Genomic DNA, 22,986 nt, shown 5'->3' on the forward strand with positions numbered 1-22,986 from the left:
CGGTTAACAGTTCATAATATCTTCCGGTACCGGAATGACTGTGCCGAAGAGCCCTTCCTCATGTCCGGACCGGACGATGAAAACGGGCTGTGCGGACCGTCTCCCGCGATCGCCCTGAGAGACATCCGGGCGGCATATCTCCGCGCGGGTTCGACCGGTTCCATCGCGATGGAGGGGCTGGGCGGAGGGGAGTGGTGTGACCTGCGATCGGATCCGGCTTTTGCGGGTGCGAAGCGAATACGATGGACACGATCGGTCCGAAGGCGTGCGGCGAAGCCCGTGCGCCAAAGTCCGTGCGGCAAGGCTTCGGGCTGCGTTCGAACATGGGGATATGGATCGCCCTGTCATCTGCACGAGGATGGACGGTCTTGCGGATGTCACGCTGCGTCCGATGCGCCAGGCCGGGCTCTGGATCGTTCCCTGATCGCGGTAAAGTGATTATAAATTATTAATTATTTTCATCATGCGCTTCTCCCCGAAGATGTGCAGGGCCGCCATGCCATCGTTATCTTTTCCATGAGGCGACGATCGTCGGAAACGAACGCGGCGCTATCCCCCATGCGTAATCCCCCACGTGCTATTTCTGCTCCGGTTGGATGCGGTCATTCCGGGGTGTTGTCGGTGCGTTCGGGGAAAGAGGCGGATCCGGACCCGGGCTTCGCCTGCCCTCCAGCCAGCTCCCTCCATACAGCCAGATCTGCCAGCAGCATGACTGCCGGTTGTCCTGACCGGGAGCGAGTTTGCCGTCACGGGGCGGGATCTCCGCGCTTCGGCAAATGACTCCGGCCCGGGCAATGCCACGGGGAAGCGGTAAGGATTTCTTTGCAGGCGTATCTTGCAAAACGGGCCGAATTGCGCGATTTCCTGCACAACCTGTGCGCCTGTAGCTCAATTGGTTAGAGCAGGCCGCTCATAACGGCTTGGTTGCGGGTTCGAGTCCTGCCGGGCGCAGGGGTTTCACGCTCCGTATGCGAGCGCACTCGAGCCGCGTTCTCGTTTTTCCTACCGACCATTTCACCGGGAGTTCCCTCATGGCCGCCTACCAGTATGTCTATGTCATGAAGGACCTGACCAAGGCCTATCCCGGCGGGCGGGAGGTCTTCAAGGGCATAACCCTGTCCTTCCTGCCAGGCGTCAAGATCGGCGTGCTCGGCGTCAACGGTGCGGGTAAATCGACCCTTCTCAAGATCATGGCCGGACTCGAAAAGGAATATGGCGGCGAGGCCTGGGCCGCGGAAGGCGCGCGGATCGGATATCTCGAGCAGGAGCCGAAGCTGGACGAGTCCCTGACGGTCGGTGAGAACGTCGCTCTCGGTTTCGGCGATCTCAAACGCGCGGTCGATCGTTTCAACGAGATCTCGATGGCCTTCGCCGAACCGATGACCGATGACGAGATGACGGCTCTGCTTGCCGAGCAGGCCGAGCTGCAGGAAAAGATCGACGCGGGCGATGGCTGGGAGCTGGATCGCAAGCTCGATATCGCGCTCGAGGCACTGCGCTGCCCGTCTGCCGACAGCCCTGTCACCGTGCTCTCGGGCGGCGAGCGTCGCCGGGTGGCTCTGTGTCGTCTGCTGCTCGAGAAGCCCGATCTGCTGCTGCTCGACGAACCGACTAACCATCTCGATGCCGAGAGCGTGGCCTGGCTCGAAAAGACGCTGCGCGAGTATCAGGGCACCGTCATGGTCATCACCCATGACCGCTACTTCCTCGACAACGTCACCAACTGGATTCTCGAGATCGAGCGCGGCCGCGGCTATCCGTTCGAGGGCAACTACTCTTCCTGGCTGACCCAGAAGCGCAAGCGTCTCGCCCAGGAGGAAAAGGAAGAAAGCGCCCGCCAGCGCGCGCTGGCAGCCGAGCAGGAATGGATCGGCTCCTCGCCCAAGGCCCGTCAGGCCAAGAGCAAGGCCCGTATCGCAAAATACGAGGAAATGCTGGCGGCGAATCAGGAGCGTGCAGGCGGCACGGCCGATATCGTCATCACGCCGGGCCCGCGCCTTGGCGGAACGGTCATCGAGGCGGAGAACCTGACGAAGGGTTTCGGCGACCGGCTGCTGATCGACGGGCTGAATTTCAAGCTTCCCCCGGGCGGCATCGTGGGTGTCATCGGTCCGAATGGTGCCGGTAAATCGACTCTGTTCAAGATGATCACGGGGCAGGACACGCCCGATGGCGGAGCGCTCCGGGTGGGCGAGACGGTCAAGCTCGGTTATGTCGACCAGTCCCGCGATTCACTCGACGACAGCAAGACGGTGTGGGAGGAAATCTCCGGCGGCACCGATGTCATTCATCTGGGCAAACGCACCGTGCCGTCGCGTGCCTATGTCGGGGCGTTCAATTTCAAGGGCTCGGACCAGCAGAAACGCGTGGGCGTGCTGTCGGGCGGTGAGCGTAACCGCGTTCATCTGGCGAAGATGCTCAAGGAAGACAGCAACGTCATCCTGCTCGACGAGCCGACGAACGATCTCGACGTCGATACATTGCGTGCGCTCGAAGACGCGCTTGCGGAGTTTGCCGGCTGTGCCGTGGTCATCTCGCATGATCGCTGGTTCCTCGATCGTCTCGCGACGCATATCCTTGCCTTCGAGGGCGACAGCCATGTCGAATGGTTCGAAGGCAACTTCCAGGATTACGAGGAAGACAAGCGTCGTCGTCTGGGGCCGGAATCCACCGAGCCGAGCCGCATCAAGTACCGTCCCATCGCACGCTAAGGGATGAGGATGTCGGAGCGGCGCTCCTCTGACATCTTCCGTATCGATGGCGGAAAAGGGTCATCTGCATGACCCTCGGGCGTCAGATACGGACCCAGAGGCTTTTGCTCCAGCCCGTTTCCTGGCGCGACCTCCAGGACATGATCCGCCTCAAGACCAGCGGCGCCTCTTTCGGGCGCATGCTGGGCGGGGTGCGTTCCTTGCAGCAGGTCGAGGACGAAATGGCCGACGATCTCGCTTTCTGGGCCAAGCGTGGGATCGGCATCTTCACCATTCGCGAGAACGATCGCTTCGTGGGGATCACGGGGCTGCATGAGCGCCCGGACGGTCGTGGTCTCGGGCTGCGTTTCGCGCTGGTGCCCGAGGCCGCAGGGCGAGGGATCGCCCGCGAGGCCGCCGGTGCCGCCCTGCGCTTTGCACTCGATTCAGGAATCGAGAGAGTGGTGGGTGTGACCCGGGAGGACAACATGCCATCGCGTATCGTGTTGGGCAGTATCGGCATGCATCACGTCGAGAGCTTCGAACGCGACGGATATCTGATGCTCGTTTATGAAATCAGACAGGACGCGGGCGTGTCGCCGGGGGCGATTGCCCCCTGAGGGCTGACGTCCCGCACCGGTGCTGCCGGTGCAGGGGGTGTCGTGCGGGGGAGGAGGGAGCCGACTGGCCGCCTCGTTTCATCTCCCCATGCGCATCGCTCAGTGGTGGTGCGACAGCTGGCGCTCGAGCGCCTTGATCAGGGTTGCGACATTGCCGCCATTGCGCGCGAGATAGGAGCTGTAATCCTGACGTTGCGTCAGACGCAGGCTCGTACCCTCGCCGATCATGTCAACGATCTTCATGCCGCCATCATGAGCGATCAGCAGTTGCATGTCGGCCGTCGGCTGGCCGGGTCGCATGATCTGCGCGCTCACCAGTTCGCCATTGGGCGACGAGCTCGTGCCTGTCACCCGGAAGCTCACGCCCTTGTAGTCGCCGATCTTGTCCGTCACTGCATTGACGAGCACCTGATGGAACAGCTTCAGATAGTGTGTCTGCTGCTCGGGCGTTGCAGTGCGCCAGTAGCGGCCCAGACAGAACTTGCCGATCGTTGCGATATCGACGTTCTGCTGCAGCAGGGGAAGAACCTCCTGCTTCTTTTCGGTCAGGGACTTGTTGCTGTTGATGATGTCGACCAGCGCGCTGCCGAAATGGGTCACGAACCCCTTGGCATCCTCGGCCCGGGCCGGCTGGGAGAGGGCTGTCATCGAGAGCAGCGCCGTAGCTGCAAGGCCAAGGGCGGTGCGACGGGTCAGGGAAAGGCAGGATCTGAACATGTCGGGAGGTCCTTAATTGTACCAGTCCGGCACGGTTGCCCGGTGGTCGTTACGAAGCGATTCTACCTGGCTGGCGCGATTTTGCTGCCATGCGCTGCGGATGAAGGCGTAGGGATCGAGCGAATCCTGCTCGACCTGGTCGATCTCGTCAATATGACTGGAGAAACCGCCGAGCACGCCTGCGATATTATACGCCCAGTTGAAGGTCAGGAGTCCATAACCGCGTGGCACGTAGTTGATGGGCGAAAGCCCCTGCGCGATGGCGTAGCCGCCTGCATCGCGGAAGGTATTCGGCCCGAGTCCGGGCAGGAAGAGATAGGGGCCGCTCGGGACGCCCCAGCTCGCGAGCGTCAGCCCGGGATCGCTGTCGTGATGAGGATAGCCGAGCGATGTCGCCACATCGATGAACCCGGCAGCGCCGAGGGTCATGTTGATGACATAGCGCATGAAATCGTCGCCAGCGCGGCGCGGTTTTCCGGCGCCGACATCGCTGAAGAAGACGGTCGGCATGTACCAGGTCTGGTTCAGGTTATCGATCGAGTTGCGGATCGGCTTCGGAACGGCCCAGGCCCATGCCTTGCCCACCGGACGCAGGGCGTTGTGATAGGCCCACATCTGGATACCGTACATCTTGCGATTGACCGGCTCGTACGGGTCGTTCGCTTCCTTGTAATCCGCGAGCGCCTCCGGGTCTTTCGGGGGCGGATTGCGCCAGCTCGCGCAGGCGCCGAGCGAGAGCAGAACGGTGGATCCGATGAGAAGGCGGCCGACGAGAACACGGCTCCCCGGACGCTGCCCCGGACGCAGCTCGCGCCGTTTCGTTTCCGTCCGGACGGTGGAACCGGCCTCTGGCCGGGAATCGGAATCACCTAGCGGTGCGCTCATCGCTATCCCCAAGTCGCATCAGCGGACATGGTCACCGGTTCTGGGCGGTGCCCGCTGACGATCAGTTTGTCGCTGGCCGCATTCCGGCCCGCTTTTCGTTTCTCAGAAGCGTGTCAGGAAATCAGCATGACATCATCGGCCTTTCCGGCAAAGAGGTCCCACTGTCTCTCCCGAGACGCAGCATCGTGGTTTTCTAGCACGATGTCTGTCGGACGCCAGACCGTAGATGCCAGTTCATGCCGGGAGCCTAGCGTCTGGCATGGCGTCCGGTTGTCCGAGATGGAGGATATGTACTTTGACACAGAACCTTTCCGCGAGCACTGTGGCGCGAAATCAACAGATGGAAGCGTTCGATCGATGAAACCAGTTTGGAAGCATGCCGCCTCCGTTGCCGTTCTGGCCGGTTTGCTCGGTGGCGTTGCCCAGGCCGCGCCGGGCGTGAAGGTGCAGCCCTGGGGGAAGACCCCGTCGGGGCAGGACGTGAAGATGATCACGCTGACGAACGATCATGCCATGACCGTCCGTATCATCACCTATGGAGGCGTGATCCAGTCCGTCGACGTGCCCGATCGTGAAGGGCATGTTCAGGACGTCGTTCTCGGATTCGGGACGATCGATGGCTACACCAGGGATTCGGCGCAGGGCGGCCTGTTCTTCGGCGCCATGATCGGCCGTTACGCGAACCGTCTGGCGCATGGTCGGTTCACGGTCGACGGAAAGACCTATCATACCGATCTGACGGATCCGCCGAACGCGCTGCATGGGGGCAAGATCGGGTTCGACAAGCATGTCTGGACTCTGGTGGGCACGAAAAAGACCGCAAGCGAGTCCAGCGTGACCCTGCAGCTCGTCAGCCCGAACGGCGATCAGGGTTTCCCTGGGAAGCTGACGACCGACGTGACCTACACGCTCGATGAGAACAATGCGCTCAGCCTGCATTATACGGCCACGACCGATGCGCCGACCGTGCTGAACCTGACCAACCATTCCTACTGGAACCTGAACGGCGAGGGATCGGGGACGGTCGAGAACGAGATTCTCCAGATCAATGCCGGGCATTATACGCCCACGGACTCGACCTCGATTCCGACGGGCGAGATTGCGACCGTCGAGAATACGCCGCTCGATTTCCGCAAGCCGACCCGGATCGGCGATCGGCTGCGCAGCGATTTCCAGCAGATGCTGTTTGCGCGCGGCTACGACAATAACTGGGTGATCGATGGCGCCTATGGCAAGGCGCCCCGTTCGGCAGCGACCGTCTACGATCCGGCTTCCGGGCGCAGCCTCGAAGTGCTGACCAACCAGCCCGGCCTGCAGGTCTATACGGCCAACTCCCTGACGGGAAAATACGCGGGAATTTCCCATCGTACCTATCGTCAGACCGATGCCGTGGCGCTTGAAGCCGAGCATTATCCCGACAGCCCGAATCATCCGTCCTTCCCGACGACGGAACTGCGTCCGGGTCAGAAATTCGACTACACGACGACCTTCCGTTTCAGCAATCGCTGACGGATGAGCATAACCGGTGCGTGGCGACGAAGCGTCGCCTCGCGCCGGTTATGCGCGATTTCCTCGATTGAAACCCGGATACCGGGACGCGCAAGAAGCCCGCACTGCCCCGTGAGGCGAGGACCTCTGCCAGTTCCCGTTCGCAGCCGCCCGGCTCTCATGCCCGGCCCGAATGCCCTGTTCCGAACGCACCGGTCAGAACGCATCGGCCCGATCCCTGCTATGCGAGCTCTCCGGCTCAGGGTTTCCGGCTCAGAGTTTCCTGTCGCGCTTGATCCGATCCCAGGCGGCATTGATGCGTGCGACACGATCCGCCGCCTTGGCCATGGCCTCCGGCCCGAGATTTTTCTGACCCAGAACATCTGGATGATGCTCGCGTATCAGCATACGCCAGCGGGCGCGCACTTCCTGATCGGTCGCCATACGGGTCAGACCGAGCTCGACATAGGCGTCGCTCTCGCTTCCGACCGATCCCGAGCGCCCGGTCTCGGCCCGGTCCCATGCGCCGGGCGGCAGGCCGAATGCTGCGTGCACTTTCCTGAGAAAGGTCAGCTCGGCGGGATGAAGGGCAGCGCCGGGAGGGAGATCGGCCCGCGCGATCACGAACAGCGCCATGAGCAACTGTTCGAGCGGTGCGCGATCCTTCGCGAATCCCTTGCCCAGCTCTCTTGCATACATCTCGAAATCGTCGGTGCGATCGCGGGCGCGGTCGAACAGCATCCCCACCTCGCGGCCGGTTTCCGGCGGGAACTGGAAGAGACTGCGAAATGCCCTGATCTCGGCCTTGTTCACCGGACCGTCGATTTTCGCCATCTTGGCGCAGAGTGCGACGAGACCGATCGCATAAAGCTGGTCGGTCTTGCCGAGAAGGGAAGACATCTTCGCGGCAGCCATGAACGCCGCCCCGTTGGGGTCGGGCTGGCCACGGCTGCGCCAGTGGTCGTTCCACCCGCCTGCCGGAGTCTCGAGAAGTGCGCCGCGATCGGCGGCATGACCCAGAGCGGCTCCCATGAGTGCGCCCATCGGGCCACCCACAGCGAAACCGGCTACGCCACCGAACATCTTTCCCCAGAATGCCATGGCTCATGGGTAGCATGAGCACGCGGGAGAACTCAAACGAAGGGAGAACGCGCCGCGCGGTTTTCCTCCGTGGCACGCAGCTATGTTTGCCGCGCCCCCGGGACTGGGGCAGATTGGGTGGCATGATACGCATTCTGATCGATTCCGATGCCTGTCCGGTCAAGGACGAAATCTATCGTGTGGCCGGACGGTACGGGTTGCATGTTCTCGTCGTCGCGAACCGGATGATCGCGGTCCCCGCCTCGCCGCTGATCGAGCGCGTCGTGGTCGATCAGGGGCCGGATGTCGCGGATGACTGGATCGCGGAGCATGTGGCCGCAAGAGACATCGTCATCACGGCCGATATCCCGCTCGCCGCGCGATGCGTCGAGAAGGAGGCGTTCGTTCTGGAGCCCAAGGGGAGGGTGCTCGACGGAGATGCCATCGGCATGGCGCTGGCCATGAGAAATCTCATGACCGATCTCCGTTCGGCAGGCATGGTGACACCGGGCGCGGCGAGTTTCGGAAAATCCGACCGATCGCGCTTCCTGTCTGCACTCGATACGCTGGTGAACAAGGCCCGGAAACCGACCCTTGCCGGATTGCGTGCACCGGAGCCCTAAGACGGTCCGGATCCGTTCTCAAGAGCTTTGCTCTCTCGGCTCCTGCGGCCCCGGCCTGGTCCGCGCCGCGCTTGCTCAGGCCGCAACGGAGGCGGGAGAACGCGTTTCTTCCATTAGGGGAACCACGCGGATCGCCAGTATTGAAGGAAGAGCGGTCAGGGTTTCCGGGAGACTTTCGGGCAGGGCGATCTCGGCCCGCCCCTTGGTCCAGCGCATATCGGCTCGCTCGACCGGATGCCAGCCTTTGAGATCTTCGCCCATGAAATCGATCATGACCGGAGAAGTCGAGCAGGCACCATAAAGGGTGATATCCCCCACCAGAAGTCCAAGAGCGCGACGGTCATCCACAAAGGGACCGATCCGGTCGCAGGGGCGTGACGTTGCCGTCTCCAGCGAGGCGCGCCGCACTGACGCGTCGAGCGGAAAGATAATCTGGTTCCCGACACGACGAAGGGCTTTTATCTCGGAGCCGTCAGGAAGGACGAGGCGGACGGAGTTTTCGATTGCCGCAGGAAAAGCGGCCTCTCCGGGTGAAAAGCGCGTCCCGCACCGCGTTGCGATTCTGCGATGGATAGGCTCGACGAATGATCGGTCCGTATTCATGGGGTAGCAGGGGGGATCGCTCTCGCCGCCCGGTATGGCGTCAGACATCGCCTCCGGTATCGTCCCGTGGGTCGTCTCGAAGCGCCAGTCGGCCTTGCCGCTACCATGGAGTGTTTCGGAGAGGATCCCGTTGACCGTGATCAGCGCGTGGCGGCGTGTTCTGAGATGGAAGATCCGGTATGGCTGCATATCGCGCCGATAGGCGATCGATCCGCCGTTGACGAGCATTCGCGCGGGTATGAGCTGTCCCTCGACGAAGATCCCGTGCTCCGCAGTGACGTGCAGATCGGCGTTCGGCAGGTTTTCGCCGAGCGCGCCTGCGCGTATGCAAACAGGGTAGCCGGACATATCGTCGGGCCGTTCCGGATCGGGATGAACGAGGGAGGAACCAATCCACCGGATGGTTTCTATCGAGGTTCCATCCGCTCTGGTGACGAAGATTTCGTCGTCGATGTTCAGCGTCTCGATCGCCCGCGGACCATCGGGCGTTTCGACACGCGTGCCTGCCAGATAGCATGGGGTGAAGCGTTGCGGCGCCGTACCGGAATCATCCTGAGTGAGCCGGACTGTGACACCGTCTATGGTTACAAGGAAATCGTTCCCGGCTCCGCTGGACTTTCCCGAACCGGGATAGCTGATCTCCAGCGACTTCCAGTCGACGACCTGATCGCCGAGAAAGACGATGTGATATGCGCCGTTCGTCGAGCCCAGAATGAGGATACCCCAATCGGGGTTGCCCCATGAGTAATCGTAGTCCCAGCTTATAGAATCCCCGCTCTGGGGATCGTCGAAATCGATTTTCCAGCCATCGATCGAGGCATCGACGTCATTGTGGACATCGCCTAGATCGATGCAACCTTTGTTATCGCTTACGGTAAAATAGCTTCCTGAGAACGTATAGTTTCCAGTAGAAAAAATCTGGTCCGGCATGGTCGTGCACTCCTATGAAGGCGCGCATTCCGAATGCCGATCGCTGACCTCTTCCGGTGCGCGTCGCTATCGGTGTAGATAGACTACATTGTGATTCCGAATATATTATTTTTTATTTGGTAATCAATATCATCTGGTTATTTAGATATGCATAAATCGGATCTGAGATGGCGCAAGACAGCCAGTCTCAGCGACGATGCGAGAGGCCGGTCCGGCGATCGTGAGGAGTCGATCTGCGCGACAAGCGCCGCCATGGAGCGGCCCGCGCTCATCTCCTCCAGTACGGACCAGAACTCCGGCTCTAGCGCGATGCTCGTCCGGTGCCCCGACAGGGTAAAACTGCGTTTGACCAGGGCGGTCTTCGGGGCGGTCATCGGTCCGGCTCCGCAAGCTGCGTCCAGGCCCACACTGCCGCTTCGGCGACCGTTTCGTTTTCGTCCGCCATGAGTGAGGCGATCAGAGGCAGTTTCGTCGCATCTCCGGAATTTCCCAATGCGACGAGCACGTTTCTGACGAAACGGTTGCGCCCGATACGCTTGATGGGCGAGCCGGAGAAGAAACTGCGAAATCCGGCATCGTCCAGCCGGGCCAGATCGTCCAGTTCCGGCGCCATGAGATCGGGGCGGGGTTGCAGCTTCATGTGGCGCGAGGTCGCGGCGAAACGGTTCCATGGGCAGGCATTGAGACAGTCATCGCAGCCATAGATGCGATTGCCCATGGCCTTGCGGAATTCGACCGGAATCGGCCCGTCATGCTCGATGGTGAGATAGGCGATGCAGCGCCTTGCATCGAGCGCATAAGGGCGCGGGAAGGCATCGGTCGGGCAGGCGGTCAGGCAACGCGTGCAACTGCCGCACGACCCGGCCCGAGGCGGTGACGGCGTGAGGGCGAGCGTGGTGTAGATCTCGCCCAGAAGCAGCCATGATCCATGATCGCGCGAAACCAGATTGGTGTGCTTGCCCTGCCAGCCGAGCCGGGCCTGCTCGGCCAGAGGCTTCTCCAGCACCGGCGCGGTATCGACGAACACCTTCACCTGCGTGCCCTCGCCACCGACATCCTGACGCACCACGAATTGCGCCAGATGCTTGAGCATGCCCTTGAGCACATCGTGGTAATCGCGATGGCGGGCATAGACCGAGATCGTGCCTGTATCGGGTCGGTCGAGCGTCTCGGCCGGGTCGGCTTCAGGCGCATAGGACAGGCCGAGCGAGATCACGCTGCGCACGTCCGGCCAGAGCGCCCTGGGGTCGCCGCGCTGTTCGATGCGCTGTTCCATCCAGCCCATTGTGCCGTGTCGTCCGTCTTCCACAAACTGGCGCAGGCGCGTGCGGGCTTCTTCGGGCAGGGAGGCATCGCAGAACCCGATCGCATCGAAGCCGAGATGCCGCGCATGATCGGCAATGCGGTCTTCGATGCTCTTGCTCATGGGGCAGAGGGCGTCATGGGACGGGTGGCCAGTCCGGCTGGGGGAATTCGTCCTGCGACCAGTCTCCGGCGGCCCAGCTGGCGCGTAGTTCCTCGGCCTTCTGCGGCAAGGTGCCGTTCACGATGGCCGCGCGTATCTCACGCATCAGGCGCTGGTAATAGGCCAGATTATGCCAGGTCAGCAGCATCGGGCCGAGAATTTCATTGGCGCGGAACAGGTGATGCAGATAGGCGCGGCTATGGCGCGAACAGGCCAGACAGTCGCAATCGGGGCTGATCGGGCGATTATCCCCGGCATGGCGGGCATTGCGCAGATTGAGCGTGCCGCGCTCGGTATAGGCACGCGCCGTGCGGCCTGCACGCGTGGGCATGACGCAATCGAACATGTCCACACCGCGTTCCACACCGCCCAGCAGGTCATCGGGGGTGCCGACGCCCATCAGATAGCGCGCATGGTCCTGCGGCAGGAGCGGTGTGGTGAAATCGAGCGTCGAGAACATGAGTTCCTGACCCTCGCCCACCGCCAGACCGCCAATGGCATAGCCCTCGAATCCGATATCGGTCAGGGCCTTGGCCGAGCGTGCACGCAGATCGCGCTCCGTGCCTCCCTGCACGATGCCGAACTGTCCGTAGCCGGGGCGTTGCACGAAGGCCTCGCGCGAGCGCGCTGCCCAGCGCATGGACAATTCCATGGAGGATTCGAGGCGCTCCGGCGTGGCGGGCAGGGCCGGGCATTCATCGAAACACATGGTGATGGTGGCATCGAGCGCGTGCTGGATGTCGGTGCTGCTCTCCGGCGTCAGGCGATGCTTGGAGCCGTCGATATGGGAGTTGAACGTCACCCCGTCCTGATCGAGCTTGCGCAGCGCGCCGAGCGACATGACCTGAAACCCGCCTGAATCGGTCAGGATCGGGCCGGACCAGTCCATCATGCGGTGCAGGCCGCCCATCTTGCGCACGCGCTCGGCGCCGGGGCGCAGCATGAGGTGATAGGTATTGCCCAGAATGATACCCGCACCCGTCGCGCGTACGGCGTCCATGGTCATGGCCTTGACCGTGCCCGCGGTGCCGACCGGCATGAAGGTGGGGGTGGGGATGGTGCCGTGCGCCGTATGCAGATGCCCCGCACGTGCCTGGCCGCAACAGGCCTCGGCCTTCCACTGCATTTTCGTGGCGGATTGGGTCATGGGGCGCGGTCCAGCAAGCAGGCATCTCCGTAGGAATAAAAGCGAAAACCCTCGGCAATCGCGTGACGATAGGCCTCGCGCATGGTCTCGGTTCCGGCCAGCGCACAGACGAGCATGAACAGGGTCGAGCGCGGCAGGTGGAAATTGGTCATCAGCCGATCGACTGCACGGAAACGATAGCCCGGCTTGATGAAAATGGAGGTCTCGCCTTCCCAGGGGTGAACGACGCCCCGCTCATCGGCAGCACTTTCAAGCAGGCGCAGGCTGGTGGTGCCCACGGCCACGATCTTCCTGCCGCTGGCGCGGGTGTCGTTGATGAGCTGCGCGGTTTGCGCGTCGATGCGGCCCCATTCGGCATGCATCTTGTGGCTGGCGATCTCGTCGCGCACGGGCAGGAAGGTGCCTGCGCCCACATGCAGGGTGAGGGTATGGCGTCGCACGCCGCGCGCATCGAGTGCCGCCAGAAGGTCGGGGGTGAAATGCAGACCCGCCGTGGGTGCGGCGACCGCACCCTTGTAGCGCTCGAAAATCGTGGCGTAATCGCTGTCATCTTGCGCGGTCGGGCCGGTGGGACGATCGATATAAGGCGGCAGGGCCAGAACCCCGGCCCGTTTGAGGAAGTCGTCGAAGGCCTCCCCTTCGGCCGAGAACCGCATGGAGATGGCCCCGTCTCCCTCATTCTCCACCACCGCGGCGGTCACCGGGTCGCTGCCGAAATGCAGCGTGTCGCCGGGCTTGAGCTTGCGGGCGTTTTTCGCCAGAGCGTGCCAGCTGCCATCGCTCAGGATACGGTCGAGCGTGATGCCGATCTTTGCCTCGCCCCGTCTTGCCGCGAGCTGGGCGCGTATGACGGCGGTGTCATTGACCACCAGCAGATCGCCGGGTTCGAGCAGGGACGGGAGGTCGCTCACACGCGCTTCGCTCAGCGCCTGGCCAGCGGCCACGCGCAGCAGGCGCGCGGAATCGCGCGGTCGGGCGGGTTCCAGGGCGATATTCTCGCGCGGGAGATCGAAATCGAAATCGGATATCTGCATGGGCGGCCCGGTTTAGGCCAGAATCACCGGACAAGGCCAGCCCGAATCAGGGGCGCGGGCTTACCGGTTCCGGTGGTGCCCGGCCCGCATCCGGCCCGTTTGCGCCATGCCGTCCGGGGCAGAGCTTGAGACGATCGATCAGCCAGCGCCCTGCTGGACCGGGAGGTTCGGCGGTGGGATAGACCACGATCATGGGCATGGCCGACCCACCGGCTGGAAACCCGTCCATCTGTAGTTCGACCAGACGGCCCGCCTCGAGATCGGCGCCGATGCTGTGCACCGGCATGCCGCCCCAGCCCAGCCCGCCGAGAAGAAAATGATGCTTGGCGTAAAGATCGGCCAGACGCCATGTGGCGGGAGAGAAGATGCCGCGCTCGCGCCCTGCGGAGAGATCGGTCCGGTCGGTCAGGACCAGCTGCACGTGACGCGCCAGCTCGTCTTTTGGAATCGGCCCGTCGAAACGGGCGAGCGGGTGCCCGGCCGAGGCCACCATCATGAACCGTATGTCGCCCAGCGCCTCGGAAGAGAGCGCGCCCGGCAGATCGGGCAGGGGGCCTGCAATACCGATCCGGGCACGGGAATCGAGAAGGGGCTGGAAGACCCCGCCAAGCGCTTCGACATAGAGACGCAGGGGCGTCTGGGGAAAGGTCTCGCGAAACACACGCGCCACGCGGGTCATCCGGTCCATGGGAAAGAACACATCGACCACGACGGAAAGTTCCGGCTCGATGCCCGACGCCATGCCATGGGCGCGCGCCTTCATGTGATCGACTCCCATGACGATGCCTCGCGCATCGGCCAGAAGCATCCTTCCTGCCTCGGTCAGAAGCGGATAGCGTCCCGCACGATCGAACAGGGTCACGCCCATCTGGCATTCCAGTGCGGCGATCATTTCGCTGATGGCGGGCTGGGAGCGTCCGAAACGCCGGGCCGCCGCCGAGAAGCTGCCATCATCGGCTGCTGCGATGAAGGCGCGAAGCTGATCGAGCGAAATACGGTCCAGCACGACGCTTTCCTTCACTCATAAGCAAAGCCGATACTATCCATCGGAAGATACTGAGTGTCGAGATAGGTCGTGCTGTGGGAGGCTATGCGGGAAGAGCGGAGGAAGACCTTTTCGCAGGCGCTTCCGCCCGACCGTCATTGGCCTGAACAGGGACGCCCGCATCATGAAGATCCTGCATATCGATTCCAGCATTCTCGGCGACAACTCCGCCAGCCGTGCCCTGACGGCCCGGACTGTCGCCCATCTCGAGGCCGCGCATCCCGGGGCCGAGATCGTCTATCACGATCTCGCAGCTCATCCGATCCCGGTTCTCTCCGCTGCTCATGTGGCTGCGCGTTTCGGCGCCGAGGTGACCGACGAGACGATCCAGGCCGATCTGGCGCGGGACAATGCGCATGTGGACGAACTCTTCGCCGCCGATATCGTGGTGATCGGTGTCCCCATGTACAATTTCGCCATTCCCGCCCAGCTCAAGAACTGGGTCGATCGTATCGTGGTGGCGGGCAGAACGTTCCGCTACGGCGAGAATGGCCCCGTCGGCCTGCTCCCGGAAGGCAGGAAGGTGATCCTGATTTCCACGCGCGGGGGCACATACACGCCGGGCAGCCCGGCGGCGGCGATGGATCATCAGGAGCCCTATATGACCGATGTGCTCGGTTTCGTGGGGCTCGGCGCGGTGCACTGGATCCGTGCCGAGGGGCTGAGCCTCGGGGCGGAGGCCCGTGATGCGGCCATGCGTGCCGCCGAAGCCGATATCGCCGCGTTGACCCTCTGAACGATCCGGCCCCAAGGAGTTTTTCCCCCATGAACAAGATCTTTCTCAACAAGACCATTCCCGGCAAGACCATGTTCCGCAAGACCGTTTTCGCAGGGACGGCCCTGTTCGCCGCCCTCGTTGCCATCCCGCAGGCCCGGGCCGAGGCCCCCGCACCGAAGGGCGGCATATCCGCCCCCGGCGCCGTGCAGGCGGGACGCTACACGGTCGAGCCCTATCACACGCAGGTCGAATTCACGCTCATGCATATGGGATTCACTGCATTTTCGGGCTTCTTTTCGCAGGCCTCGGGTACGCTCGTGCTCGACCCCGCCCATATCGAGGCGACGAAGCTGGACGTGACCCTGCCCATCGCTTCGGTCCAGACCACGGCTGCCAAGCTCGATAGCGAGCTGAAGTCGGCCGACTGGTTCGATGCCGCGAAATATCCCTCTGCCCGTTTCGTCTCGACGCATGTGACGCGCACCGGCAGCAGCACCGCTACGATCACGGGCGATCTTACCCTGCATGGCGTGACCAGACCCGTCACCCTCAAGGCACGGCTGATCGGCAGCGGCGTGAATCCGCTCGACAAGAAGGAAACGGTCGGGTTCGAGGGCAGCACGGTGATCTCGCGCAGCGCATTCGGTGTATCGCGCTATGTGCCGCTGGTCGGCGACCAGGTGACGCTGCATATCGCAGGCGCATTCGAGAAAGCGTCCTGATCGTCGATCCCGCACCGTATCGCGCATTTCCCCGAACCGGGCATGAGCACGTCATGCTCCAGCCCGGTCCGGGGATATTCCTGCGTTCCAGCAGGCTTGCGTTCGTACGGGGCTGCGTTCCTGCATTCGGACAATTCAAATCCTGGCCGTGCTGTTCTAGACTCCGCTCACCGCAATTACCGGAGTATCCATCATGTCCTATGCCGCTCTCGATGCCGTTCGCGTCGCCAAGGCGTCCAAATCCGCCCTTGCAGCGCTCGGTCAGGTTCGCGAGGAATCCGAGGCACATATCCGCAAGACCCTCATGATCGAGCGGATCGAGGCTCTGGCGAGCGCCGCAGCCGAGACGTCGCTCCCGGGCGGTGGTCTCGTGACCCTGACCTCTGAGGAGTTCTGGCTGATCAGCAAGAACTGGTAACGGACGAGCCGGTCGCGCAGGGCGCGTTCCTCCTGTGGGAGGCGCGCCCTGCGCTCCGTTTTTCGTCCTAACCCTGATAGGACGCGATCTCGATCAGGTTCCGGTCGGGATCGTGGATGTAGATCGAGGTGATCGGCCCCAGCGCTCCGATGCGTGTAACCGGCCCCTCGATTAGCGTTACACCGCATTTCTCCAGATGACGGATGATGTTTTCCGAATCGATGGCGGTCGTGAAGCACAGATCGCTCACGCCCGGCGCCGCCTTTTCTGCGGTGATCCATCCCTCGGACTCCATCGGGCGCAGATTGATCTTCTGACCGCCGAAACAGAGCGAGACGCGGTTGTTGCGTCCGTATTCCTCGATCTCCATGCCCAGAACATGCTGATACCAGTTGGCGGACAAGGTGCGATCACGAACCGTGAGAACGATATGGTCGAGGCGATCGACTGTAAAACGCATGAGGTCCGGACTTTCGCTGACAGAGGCCTGGCTCAAGCACTATCAGTGTTCCGCCGTCCCTGACTAGAGCGGGCGCCATGCCCGTCCGGTGCGAGGCGGGCGAGTCGCGTCGCGATTGCCGGTGCGATCGCGAGCAGAACGAGGAAGCGGGCGATCTGCATCGCCATCACGAATGGAACGTCGATGGGGACCGAAGCCGCGATGATCGCGATGGAATCCGCGCCTCCCGGGCTGGTTGCGAGATAGGCGCTCAACGGATCCACATGGGCGATATGCGCGAGCGGCCAGGAGAGAAGGGCGCATCCGGCAATCAGCACGGTTGTGGAAAGGGCTACAGCAGGCAGAGCCCGCCGGACATGGTGCAGCACATCGCGGGTGAACCGGCGTCCGATCATCCAGCCGATGACGACATAGCTCGGGGCGAGAAGCCAGAAGGGCAGGCTGTAATGCACGCCGAATCCGGCCTGGAGCACCACACCGCCGATCATGCTTGTCAGCAGCGGTGCGGCGCCGCTGCGTATGAAGGGGGCGAGCAGCACCGCGCAGGCGATGAGCGGCAGGCAGGGCCAGAAGGCGAAGGGCGAGACCGGAAGCGCCCCGGAAACATGACGGACCTGGCCAGCGCCGACGAGGGCGAAATGGGCGACGACCGAGGTTGCGATCGTGACCATCAGGACACGGAGATAGACCATGAAGGCCACGAGACGCTGATCGGCACCATAATCCTCGCAGAGCAGCAGCATCGCCGTGGCCGCTCCGGGCGACGCGCCCCACAGGGCCGTGGTTCCGGGCATGACGCGCAGGCGCGTCAGCAAAAGACCGAGCGAAAAGCTGATGAAGACGACGGACAGGACACCGCTCAGAAAAATGGCCCAGTGAGCGCCTATCTCCCGCAGGACCTGCGCAGTGAGGCCGTGAGCCATCAGCTGGCCGATGATCGCCTGGGCGATGACGGGAAGACGGGCATGCAGCGCTATGGAATGGCCGCGCGTCGAGACGACGATGGCCGCGAGCATGGGGCCGAGCAGCAGGGCGGCCGGAAATCCGACCAGACCCAGCCCCGTGGCCAGAAGAGCGGAGAGCGCGCTCAGGATCAGGAAGACACGCGCCTGCGCGATCATTCGCCGAATACGATCTCGTTCGTGCGGGTGACGCGACACAGCCGCGGAAAGATATGGGTGAAGGCCATCCGGTGCAGCGCCTCGCTCAGCGAGGTGCAGGCATCCTCGGGGACGACGACGTCATAACCGAGTTCCCAGGCATGACGCAGAGTGGATTCCACGCCGAGATTCGTCGCGATTCCGGCCAGGACGATCGTCCTTATCCCCCGTCGACGCAGCTGAAGATCGAGATCCGTACCGGTAAATGCGCCCCATTGACGCTTCAGTACCACAAGATCCGAAGGCTGCCGGAGACCGGGCGCGAATGAAGTCCAGTCATCAGGCAGGGGGGACGCGACGCCGGGCGGCTGATCGACGATGCCGGGTGGAGCGTCGGCGAAATCGGGCGCGAAACCGACATGGACCAGCACGACCGGGCTACCGGCGGCACGGGCGGATCCGGCGAGCGTCATCCCTTTCTCCAGAACGCCCTGGCTCGTATGGGGAAGGACGGGCATAGTCAGAATGCCCTTCTGGAGGTCGATCAGGACGAGCGCGGTTGTCTTGGGATCGAGGGAAATCATGGAGGACTCTTTCGCCGATGGAAACGTCACCCGATACTTATGCGAGGATTTCCTCGCATAAGTCAAACGCGGTTCCGCCGAAGAGACAGCGCGGGCGCGAGCGTGTGGCGCGTATTCTCGATGCGGCCGGCGCGGTCTTTGTCGAGAAAGGAGTCGAGGGCGCGACCATGACCGAGATTGCCGCCCGGTCGGGGACGGCGATCGGTTCGCTCTATCGCTTCTTCCCGACGAGAGAGAGTATCGCGACGACGTTGCTCGAGCGCTTCATTCACGATCGTCTCGAGGCGCTGGACCGGATCTGTGCGACAACCGGCCCCGGAGAATGGGAAGACGCGGCAACGGGATTGATGCAGCTCTGGCTCGGGAGGCGGGCGGAGCGCGATTATACCACCCTGCTCATGGCTGCGCGGCCCGATGCGGAGACCGTCACGAAAGAATGGCGTGCGCGGTTTCTCTCACGGGTGATTGCGCTGCTCGCGCAGGTTCATCCCCCGGCGCGCGATTCGGCGCCGGCAAGGGGGGTGGTTCTGCTTCATGTGCTCAAGCTCGCCCCGCAGCTTGTGACGGGGGAGGACGACGCAGCGATAGAGGGCGAGCTTCGCAAGATCGTGCTGCGTTTGCTGGCCGCCCGCTGAGACGCGTCTGACGCCCTGCGGCGGGCTTGCTGGCACGAACCCCAGGCGCGGCCTCCAGGTGCGGCCACCGAGCGCGGCCCCGGGCGGGCCTTGGGCGCGGACCCCAGGCACGGCCAGTCATGACGGCGGTTCGGGGCAGGGGGGCGCGTTCAGTGCGGGCGTTTGCGGAAGGCATCCAGGCTGACCACCTGTCCCTCTTCGCCCGAGGGAGCGGGGGAAGAGGCGTCGTCGCTCTCCGCCTCCGTGACATGCGTCTGCGGCTCTTCATCCACGGACTCGACCGGCTCGACCGAGAAGCGCAGCGCCATGCGGATATGCGGATCCGCAAATGCCGTGATCGCGGCGAACGGAATGACGAGCATGCTGCCGATGCCACCGAAAGACAGCCCGACCGAAACCGTCATCGCTTCGCGGTCGACCCTGAGATCCCAGAACTGGTGCTGGAGAACGATCGTCATGTCGTGGGGATATTGCGCCCTGAGCCGGTCCGGAATCGCGACTCCGGGGTAATCGGTCAGGAAGGTGAGATAGAAGTGATGCTCACCCGGCAATCCCTCGACGCTGGCATGGTCCAGCGCCCGCAGCATCACCTCGCGATAGGCGTCTTCGACCCATTCGTCATAGGGCAGCAGGCTTTCTGGCAGTTCGTGATCCATGCCGTCATCCTGATCATCGCTCATGCTCGTCGATCCATATAGTGAGACTGATCCGTGAGGGATGCGACGTTTCAGGGCATGTGGCAAGGGCAGGGAAGGGCGGAATACCGCAAAAGTGGGAGGGCTTCTGTTGCCCGGTGCCCTCCCGAACCGCGCTTATCGCTTATGCAGCGACAGCGAGCACCTTTGTGTTATCATTGGCACTTGTGATTTAGCCCGATAACGGCGGTACAATGCCGGGCAAAAGGCAAGTCTTTACCACGCACGTCGAGCCTGTTTCGTCCCCTGACTTTCCGTTGGGCAAGGCCCTCGGGAAGGAATGGTGGAGACGCCGGGCACTGCCCCCGGGTCCGTAACGATTATTCCACTTACCGTTTATCGCCATAGCCAAGGGCAAGCCCTCCGGCACCGATGCATATAGGCGTTTGCGGCCATCGCGGCAAGAGGGCGCCCGGCTTCGGGGAGCGGGCGATCGGGGAGCGGGCGATCGCGATGGATCGTGACGGCGATCCGCCTTGCGGGCTTTTGCCGGGGGGCGCATGCCTGCACATCGAAACACACTGTGATATTCGACAGCTGGCTTCTTCAGCTGGTGTCTTCCCTGGCCGTCCTGTGATAAGCCTCGACCCATGCCGCTGACACCAGAACAACGCGCCGAGATCGACGCCTCCCGCCTCACGCCATCCCAGACGAGCCGGCCGACCGTGCCTGCCCTGGAGGCGATTCTCTTCACCCCCACCGAACTGCTCGACCATGGATTCGTCCGTGTCGTCGATTACATGGGCGATGACGGGGCCATCGTGCAGGCTGCGCGCGTTTCCTACGGGCGCGGCACCAAGAAGGTTTCCGAGGATACGGGGCTGATCCGCTATCTGATGCGCCATCGCCATTCGACACCGTTCGAGATGTGCGAGATCAAGTTCCATGTGAAGCTGCCCGTATTCGTGGCACGTCAGTGGATTCGCCATCGCATGGCGAATGTGAACGAATATTCGGCGCGCTATTCGATTCTGGACCGCGAATTCTATCTGCCCGATCCCCAGCAGGTATCGGCGCAGAGCGTGTCGAACCGTCAGGGCCGCGCCGGGGCGCTCTCTCCCGAAAAGGCGGCCGAAGTGCTCGACCTGCTGCGTCAGGACGCCGCGCGCTGCTACGATCATTACGAGACGATGCTCGATCCCGAGGGGTATGGGCTTGCGCGCGAACTCGCACGCATGAACCTGACCCTCAATACCTACACGCAGTGGTACTGGAAGATCGATCTCCATAATCTGCTGCATTTCCTCAGCCTGCGCGCCGACAGCCATGCCCAGTACGAGATCCGTGTCTATGCCGAGGCCATGCTCGACATCCTGCGCGCCTGGGTGCCCATTACTGCACAGGCGTTCGAGGATTACCGTCTGGGGGCCTTCACCTTCTCATCGGGGATGATGTCGGTGTTGCGGCGTCAGCTCGCAGGGGAGACGGTTCTTCAGTCGGAATCCGGCCTGAGCAAGCGGGAATGGGACGAAATGCAGGCCGCCCTGTCGCGGGGATAGGCGCATGACCGATCTGAGGCAGATCATGGCGGACGGTGTTCCCGATCGTGCGCCGCCTCCGCGCCTGCCGCCCATCCTGCCCTGGGCGCTGGTGGCTGTGGTTCTGATCGCGATCTCGCTCTCAATTCATTTCTTCTGGCCCGTTCCGTCTTCCGAACCTCTGGCGGAATGCCCGCCGGGTGGTGAGGCGGCGCAAACCGCCTGCATCCGTCACGAGCCGGACAAGCCAAGCCATCCGGGGTGACGGGCTTCCATCCAGGCGAGGATCCGGCCGCTCAGCCGTCGCAGGAAGGGGATATCCTCCGACAGGAGGAAAAACCCCAGAGGCAGCATCCAGAGGCCCAGAACCGGAAGAAAGGCCAGGCAACCGCCCAGCAGGAAGAGAATGCCGGCAGGAATACGCAACCAGGCCCGGCCGGGGGCGAGCAGCCAGCGCGTGGCACGCTGAAGCCGGTCGGGAAGCCGGGCGATCAGCAGGCCGAGCCGTCTCCTGCGCTGCGCTTCGCTGTCCGTCTCCTGTATCCTGTCGCTCATGCGTTTCTCCCCGGATCATCGATGAAAAATGGCCGTGCTGCGCGTGTATCCGGTATCCCGGCAGCTTCCGACCGGCCTCCGCAGACCTGTTCCGACCGGAGCGCTTTCGTGCCCGCGCGTCTTCGCACCCGGGTGTGCTCGCACCCGGGCGATCTGACACCCGGGTAATCTGGCACCCGGGTAGTCTGGCACCCGGGGGCTTGCACCCGGGCGATCCGGCATTCCGTTGCCCGGTCGGTCGGGAGAGGCCGCCTTTGCGCATGTTGCACCTTGTCGATACGCGTCATCAATACGCTTCTTCCTGCTTCGCCGTTCCGCAAGCGGAGATTTTCGCGCGCGTGGCAGGGATGAGGGTCTGTCGCCTCGCCGGGCTGAATGCGCTACCTTGCCGCGCCTGCAATGCAACGCCGCGCCTGCGTTCCCCTCCGGTTCCGGGTGCGTCATCGTCTTCATGCAGGCGGGAGCAGAGGGAAGGGGGAGCGTTGTGTCCGTCAGAAAACCGCTAGCCGCACTGGTTCTGGCAGGGTGCGGCCTGTCTGCCTGCACACCATCCCCTCCGGCTCATCCCGACGATCTCTGCTCCATATTCCGCGAAAAACGCGGCTGGTATCATGCGGCATTGCGGCAGGAGAAAAAGTGGAACGTCCCGTTTTCGGTGCCCATGTCCATCATGTACCAGGAATCGGGCTATCACAGCAATCTGCACACGAAGCGGACCTATATCCTGTGGTTCATCCCCTGGGGGTATGTCACCACCGCTTATGGATATCCCCAGGCGAAAACCGATGTCTGGCGCGATTACGAGCGCGCGAACGATACCAGCGCGAGCCGGGAAAGCTTTGCGGATTCCCTCGATTTCATCAACTGGTACATCACGACCACGAAGAAGCAGACCCGCGTGCCCGTGACCGATGGCATGCGCCAGTATCTTGCCTATCACGAGGGCTGGGGCGGATATCGCCGCCGCAGCTATCGCAGCAAACCCTGGCTGATGACGGTGGCTCGCAAGGTCGGCGCGCGCGCGAATGTCTATGCGGCGCAATACACGCAATGCGAGAAGGCGCTGCGCGATCACGGTTTCTGGAGCTGGCTTTTCTGACCGGAATCCTGCGGGACGCGGATCCGGCGCCGATCCGTGCCGCCGTCGTGATTGCCTCAGGGCACGCGCCATGACGCGCGATGGCGGTCCGCCCTGAGAGGATTCGTGAGGGGGTTCTCGAGGGGATTTCCTGCCCGATGCCCGATACCCGGCCCGCACAGGGGACGCGGCAAGGTTCCCTCAGGGGCGGGTTAC

At 63.0% G+C, this 22,986-nt stretch carries 25 protein-coding genes, 1 tRNA gene and 1 other RNA gene; 12 read left to right on the plus strand and 15 right to left on the minus strand.

Annotated elements, in window-relative coordinates; all coding sequences use genetic code 11:
• Window positions 1-877 precede the first annotated feature (877 nt).
• The 3 genes from SSA02_RS10475 to SSA02_RS10485 all read left to right on the plus strand — a co-directional run bounded on the left by SSA02_RS10475 (window position 878) and on the right by SSA02_RS10485 (window position 3,310).
• Window positions 878-951, plus strand: a tRNA-Ile gene (locus SSA02_RS10475).
• A gap of 80 nt (window positions 952-1,031) precedes the next feature.
• Window positions 1,032-2,711 (plus strand): energy-dependent translational throttle protein EttA, encoded by a 1,680-nt coding sequence (gene ettA / locus SSA02_RS10480; RefSeq protein ID WP_147094033.1) that lies wholly within the window; start codon window positions 1,032-1,034, stop codon window positions 2,709-2,711.
• Between the two features lie 68 nt (window positions 2,712-2,779).
• On the plus strand, window positions 2,780-3,310 hold the full coding sequence (locus tag SSA02_RS10485) for a GNAT family N-acetyltransferase (RefSeq protein WP_147094034.1): 531 nt from the start codon (window positions 2,780-2,782) through the stop codon (window positions 3,308-3,310).
• A 99-nt stretch (window positions 3,311-3,409) separates the two neighbouring features.
• Here SSA02_RS10485 and SSA02_RS10490 read toward each other — a convergent pair whose 3' ends face one another.
• Together SSA02_RS10490 and SSA02_RS10495 are read right to left on the minus strand one after the other, a co-directional pair.
• Complete coding sequence (locus tag SSA02_RS10490; protein WP_147094035.1) at window positions 3,410-4,027, minus strand: MlaC/ttg2D family ABC transporter substrate-binding protein; 618 nt, start codon at window positions 4,025-4,027, stop codon at window positions 3,410-3,412.
• Between the two features lie 12 nt (window positions 4,028-4,039).
• Window positions 4,040-4,912: an MlaA family lipoprotein gene (locus SSA02_RS10495; protein ID WP_147094036.1), complete on the minus strand. Its 873-nt coding sequence runs from the start codon at window positions 4,910-4,912 to the stop codon at window positions 4,040-4,042.
• Window positions 4,913-5,269: 357 nt separating this feature from the next.
• On the opposite strand from SSA02_RS10495, the gene SSA02_RS10500 reads away from it, so the two are divergent.
• The gene (locus SSA02_RS10500; protein ID WP_147094037.1) at window positions 5,270-6,421 is read left to right on the plus strand and encodes an aldose epimerase family protein; all 1,152 of its coding nucleotides are present in this window, start codon (window positions 5,270-5,272) and stop codon (window positions 6,419-6,421) included.
• A 252-nt stretch (window positions 6,422-6,673) separates the two neighbouring features.
• Here the strand turns inward: SSA02_RS10500 and SSA02_RS10505 are convergent, their stop codons facing one another.
• Window positions 6,674-7,501, minus strand: a complete 828-nt coding sequence (locus SSA02_RS10505; RefSeq protein ID WP_147094038.1) for a TerB family tellurite resistance protein — start codon at window positions 7,499-7,501, stop codon at window positions 6,674-6,676.
• Window positions 7,502-7,623: 122 nt separating this feature from the next.
• On the opposite strand from SSA02_RS10505, the gene SSA02_RS10510 reads away from it, so the two are divergent.
• Complete coding sequence (locus SSA02_RS10510; protein WP_147094039.1) at window positions 7,624-8,103, plus strand: YaiI/YqxD family protein; 480 nt, start codon at window positions 7,624-7,626, stop codon at window positions 8,101-8,103.
• A gap of 75 nt (window positions 8,104-8,178) precedes the next feature.
• On the opposite strand, the gene SSA02_RS10515 is transcribed toward SSA02_RS10510, so the two are convergent.
• The 6 genes from SSA02_RS10515 to SSA02_RS10540 all read right to left on the minus strand — a co-directional run bounded on the left by SSA02_RS10515 (window position 8,179) and on the right by SSA02_RS10540 (window position 14,288).
• The gene (locus SSA02_RS10515; RefSeq protein WP_147094040.1) at window positions 8,179-9,636 is read right to left on the minus strand and encodes a Hint domain-containing protein; all 1,458 of its coding nucleotides are present in this window, start codon (window positions 9,634-9,636) and stop codon (window positions 8,179-8,181) included.
• Window positions 9,637-9,773: 137 nt separating this feature from the next.
• Window positions 9,774-10,010, minus strand: coding sequence for a ribbon-helix-helix domain-containing protein (locus SSA02_RS10520; RefSeq protein WP_147094041.1), 237 nt, complete (start codon window positions 10,008-10,010; stop codon window positions 9,774-9,776).
• Window positions 10,007-11,062, minus strand: coding sequence for a tRNA epoxyqueuosine(34) reductase QueG (queG, locus tag SSA02_RS10525; RefSeq protein WP_147094042.1), 1,056 nt, complete (start codon window positions 11,060-11,062; stop codon window positions 10,007-10,009). The genes SSA02_RS10520 and queG overlap by 4 nt, the downstream gene beginning before the upstream one ends.
• Window positions 11,063-11,075: 13 nt before the next feature.
• The gene (gene tgt, locus SSA02_RS10530; RefSeq protein ID WP_147094043.1) at window positions 11,076-12,248 is read right to left on the minus strand and encodes a tRNA guanosine(34) transglycosylase Tgt; all 1,173 of its coding nucleotides are present in this window, start codon (window positions 12,246-12,248) and stop codon (window positions 11,076-11,078) included.
• Entirely contained in the window at window positions 12,245-13,282 is a 1,038-nt protein-coding gene (queA, locus tag SSA02_RS10535; RefSeq protein ID WP_147094044.1) for a tRNA preQ1(34) S-adenosylmethionine ribosyltransferase-isomerase QueA, read from the minus strand. The genes tgt and queA overlap by 4 nt, the downstream gene beginning before the upstream one ends.
• A 46-nt stretch (window positions 13,283-13,328) precedes the next feature.
• A complete protein-coding gene (locus SSA02_RS10540) occupies window positions 13,329-14,288 on the minus strand; it encodes a LysR family transcriptional regulator (protein WP_147094045.1) in 960 nt (319 codons plus the stop codon).
• Between the two features lie 163 nt (window positions 14,289-14,451).
• Between SSA02_RS10540 and SSA02_RS10545 the strand changes: the two genes are divergently transcribed.
• From SSA02_RS10545 to SSA02_RS10555, 3 genes are all read left to right on the plus strand, one after another.
• A complete protein-coding gene (locus tag SSA02_RS10545) occupies window positions 14,452-15,063 on the plus strand; it encodes an FMN-dependent NADH-azoreductase (RefSeq protein WP_147094046.1) in 612 nt (203 codons plus the stop codon).
• A gap of 71 nt (window positions 15,064-15,134) precedes the next feature.
• A complete protein-coding gene (locus SSA02_RS10550) occupies window positions 15,135-15,767 on the plus strand; it encodes a YceI family protein (RefSeq protein ID WP_147094150.1) in 633 nt (210 codons plus the stop codon).
• A 193-nt stretch (window positions 15,768-15,960) separates the two neighbouring features.
• The gene (locus tag SSA02_RS10555) at window positions 15,961-16,185 is read left to right on the plus strand and encodes a hypothetical protein (protein ID WP_147094047.1); all 225 of its coding nucleotides are present in this window, start codon (window positions 15,961-15,963) and stop codon (window positions 16,183-16,185) included.
• Window positions 16,186-16,252: 67 nt separating this feature from the next.
• Here SSA02_RS10555 and SSA02_RS10560 read toward each other — a convergent pair whose 3' ends face one another.
• Genes SSA02_RS10560 through SSA02_RS10570 form a run of 3 tightly spaced genes read right to left on the minus strand, consistent with a single transcriptional unit; the run spans window position 16,253 to window position 18,329 of the window.
• Window positions 16,253-16,645: a VOC family protein gene (locus SSA02_RS10560; RefSeq protein ID WP_147094048.1), complete on the minus strand. Its 393-nt coding sequence runs from the start codon at window positions 16,643-16,645 to the stop codon at window positions 16,253-16,255.
• Window positions 16,646-16,677: 32 nt separating this feature from the next.
• On the minus strand, window positions 16,678-17,766 hold the full coding sequence (locus SSA02_RS10565; protein WP_147094049.1) for an AbrB family transcriptional regulator: 1,089 nt from the start codon (window positions 17,764-17,766) through the stop codon (window positions 16,678-16,680).
• A complete protein-coding gene (locus tag SSA02_RS10570; protein ID WP_147094050.1) occupies window positions 17,763-18,329 on the minus strand; it encodes a hydrolase in 567 nt (188 codons plus the stop codon). Before SSA02_RS10570 ends, SSA02_RS10565 begins: the two co-directional genes overlap by 4 nt.
• 104 nt (window positions 18,330-18,433) lie before the next feature.
• Here SSA02_RS10570 and SSA02_RS10575 point away from each other — a divergent pair, with 104 nt between their 5' ends.
• Complete coding sequence (locus SSA02_RS10575; protein WP_246103853.1) at window positions 18,434-18,964, plus strand: TetR/AcrR family transcriptional regulator; 531 nt, start codon at window positions 18,434-18,436, stop codon at window positions 18,962-18,964.
• Between the two features lie 149 nt (window positions 18,965-19,113).
• Here the strand turns inward: SSA02_RS10575 and SSA02_RS10580 are convergent, their stop codons facing one another.
• Both SSA02_RS10580 and ssrA read right to left on the minus strand, forming a co-directional pair.
• The gene (locus SSA02_RS10580; protein ID WP_147094052.1) at window positions 19,114-19,644 is read right to left on the minus strand and encodes an SspB family protein; all 531 of its coding nucleotides are present in this window, start codon (window positions 19,642-19,644) and stop codon (window positions 19,114-19,116) included.
• 90 nt (window positions 19,645-19,734) lie between these two features.
• Window positions 19,735-20,067, minus strand: a transfer-messenger RNA (tmRNA) gene (gene ssrA / locus SSA02_RS10585).
• Window positions 20,068-20,249: 182 nt separating this feature from the next.
• On the opposite strand from ssrA, the gene thyX reads away from it, so the two are divergent.
• Window positions 20,250-21,158: an FAD-dependent thymidylate synthase gene (thyX, locus tag SSA02_RS10590; RefSeq protein WP_147094053.1), complete on the plus strand. Its 909-nt coding sequence runs from the start codon at window positions 20,250-20,252 to the stop codon at window positions 21,156-21,158.
• A 4-nt stretch (window positions 21,159-21,162) separates the two neighbouring features.
• Complete coding sequence (locus SSA02_RS10595) at window positions 21,163-21,402, plus strand: hypothetical protein (RefSeq protein ID WP_147094054.1); 240 nt, start codon at window positions 21,163-21,165, stop codon at window positions 21,400-21,402.
• Here the strand turns inward: SSA02_RS10595 and SSA02_RS10600 are convergent.
• Window positions 21,369-21,692: a hypothetical protein gene (locus SSA02_RS10600; protein ID WP_147094055.1), complete on the minus strand. Its 324-nt coding sequence runs from the start codon at window positions 21,690-21,692 to the stop codon at window positions 21,369-21,371. The two genes, SSA02_RS10595 and SSA02_RS10600, sit on opposite strands and share 34 nt — an antisense overlap.
• Before the next feature lie 484 nt (window positions 21,693-22,176).
• On the opposite strand from SSA02_RS10600, the gene SSA02_RS10605 reads away from it, so the two are divergent.
• Complete coding sequence (locus tag SSA02_RS10605; RefSeq protein ID WP_147094056.1) at window positions 22,177-22,791, plus strand: transglycosylase SLT domain-containing protein; 615 nt, start codon at window positions 22,177-22,179, stop codon at window positions 22,789-22,791.
• Window positions 22,792-22,986: the final 195 nt, after the last annotated feature.

The sequence above is a fragment of the Swaminathania salitolerans genome, assembly GCF_007988945.1.
GTDB lineage: Bacteria > Pseudomonadota > Alphaproteobacteria > Acetobacterales > Acetobacteraceae > Swaminathania > Swaminathania salitolerans.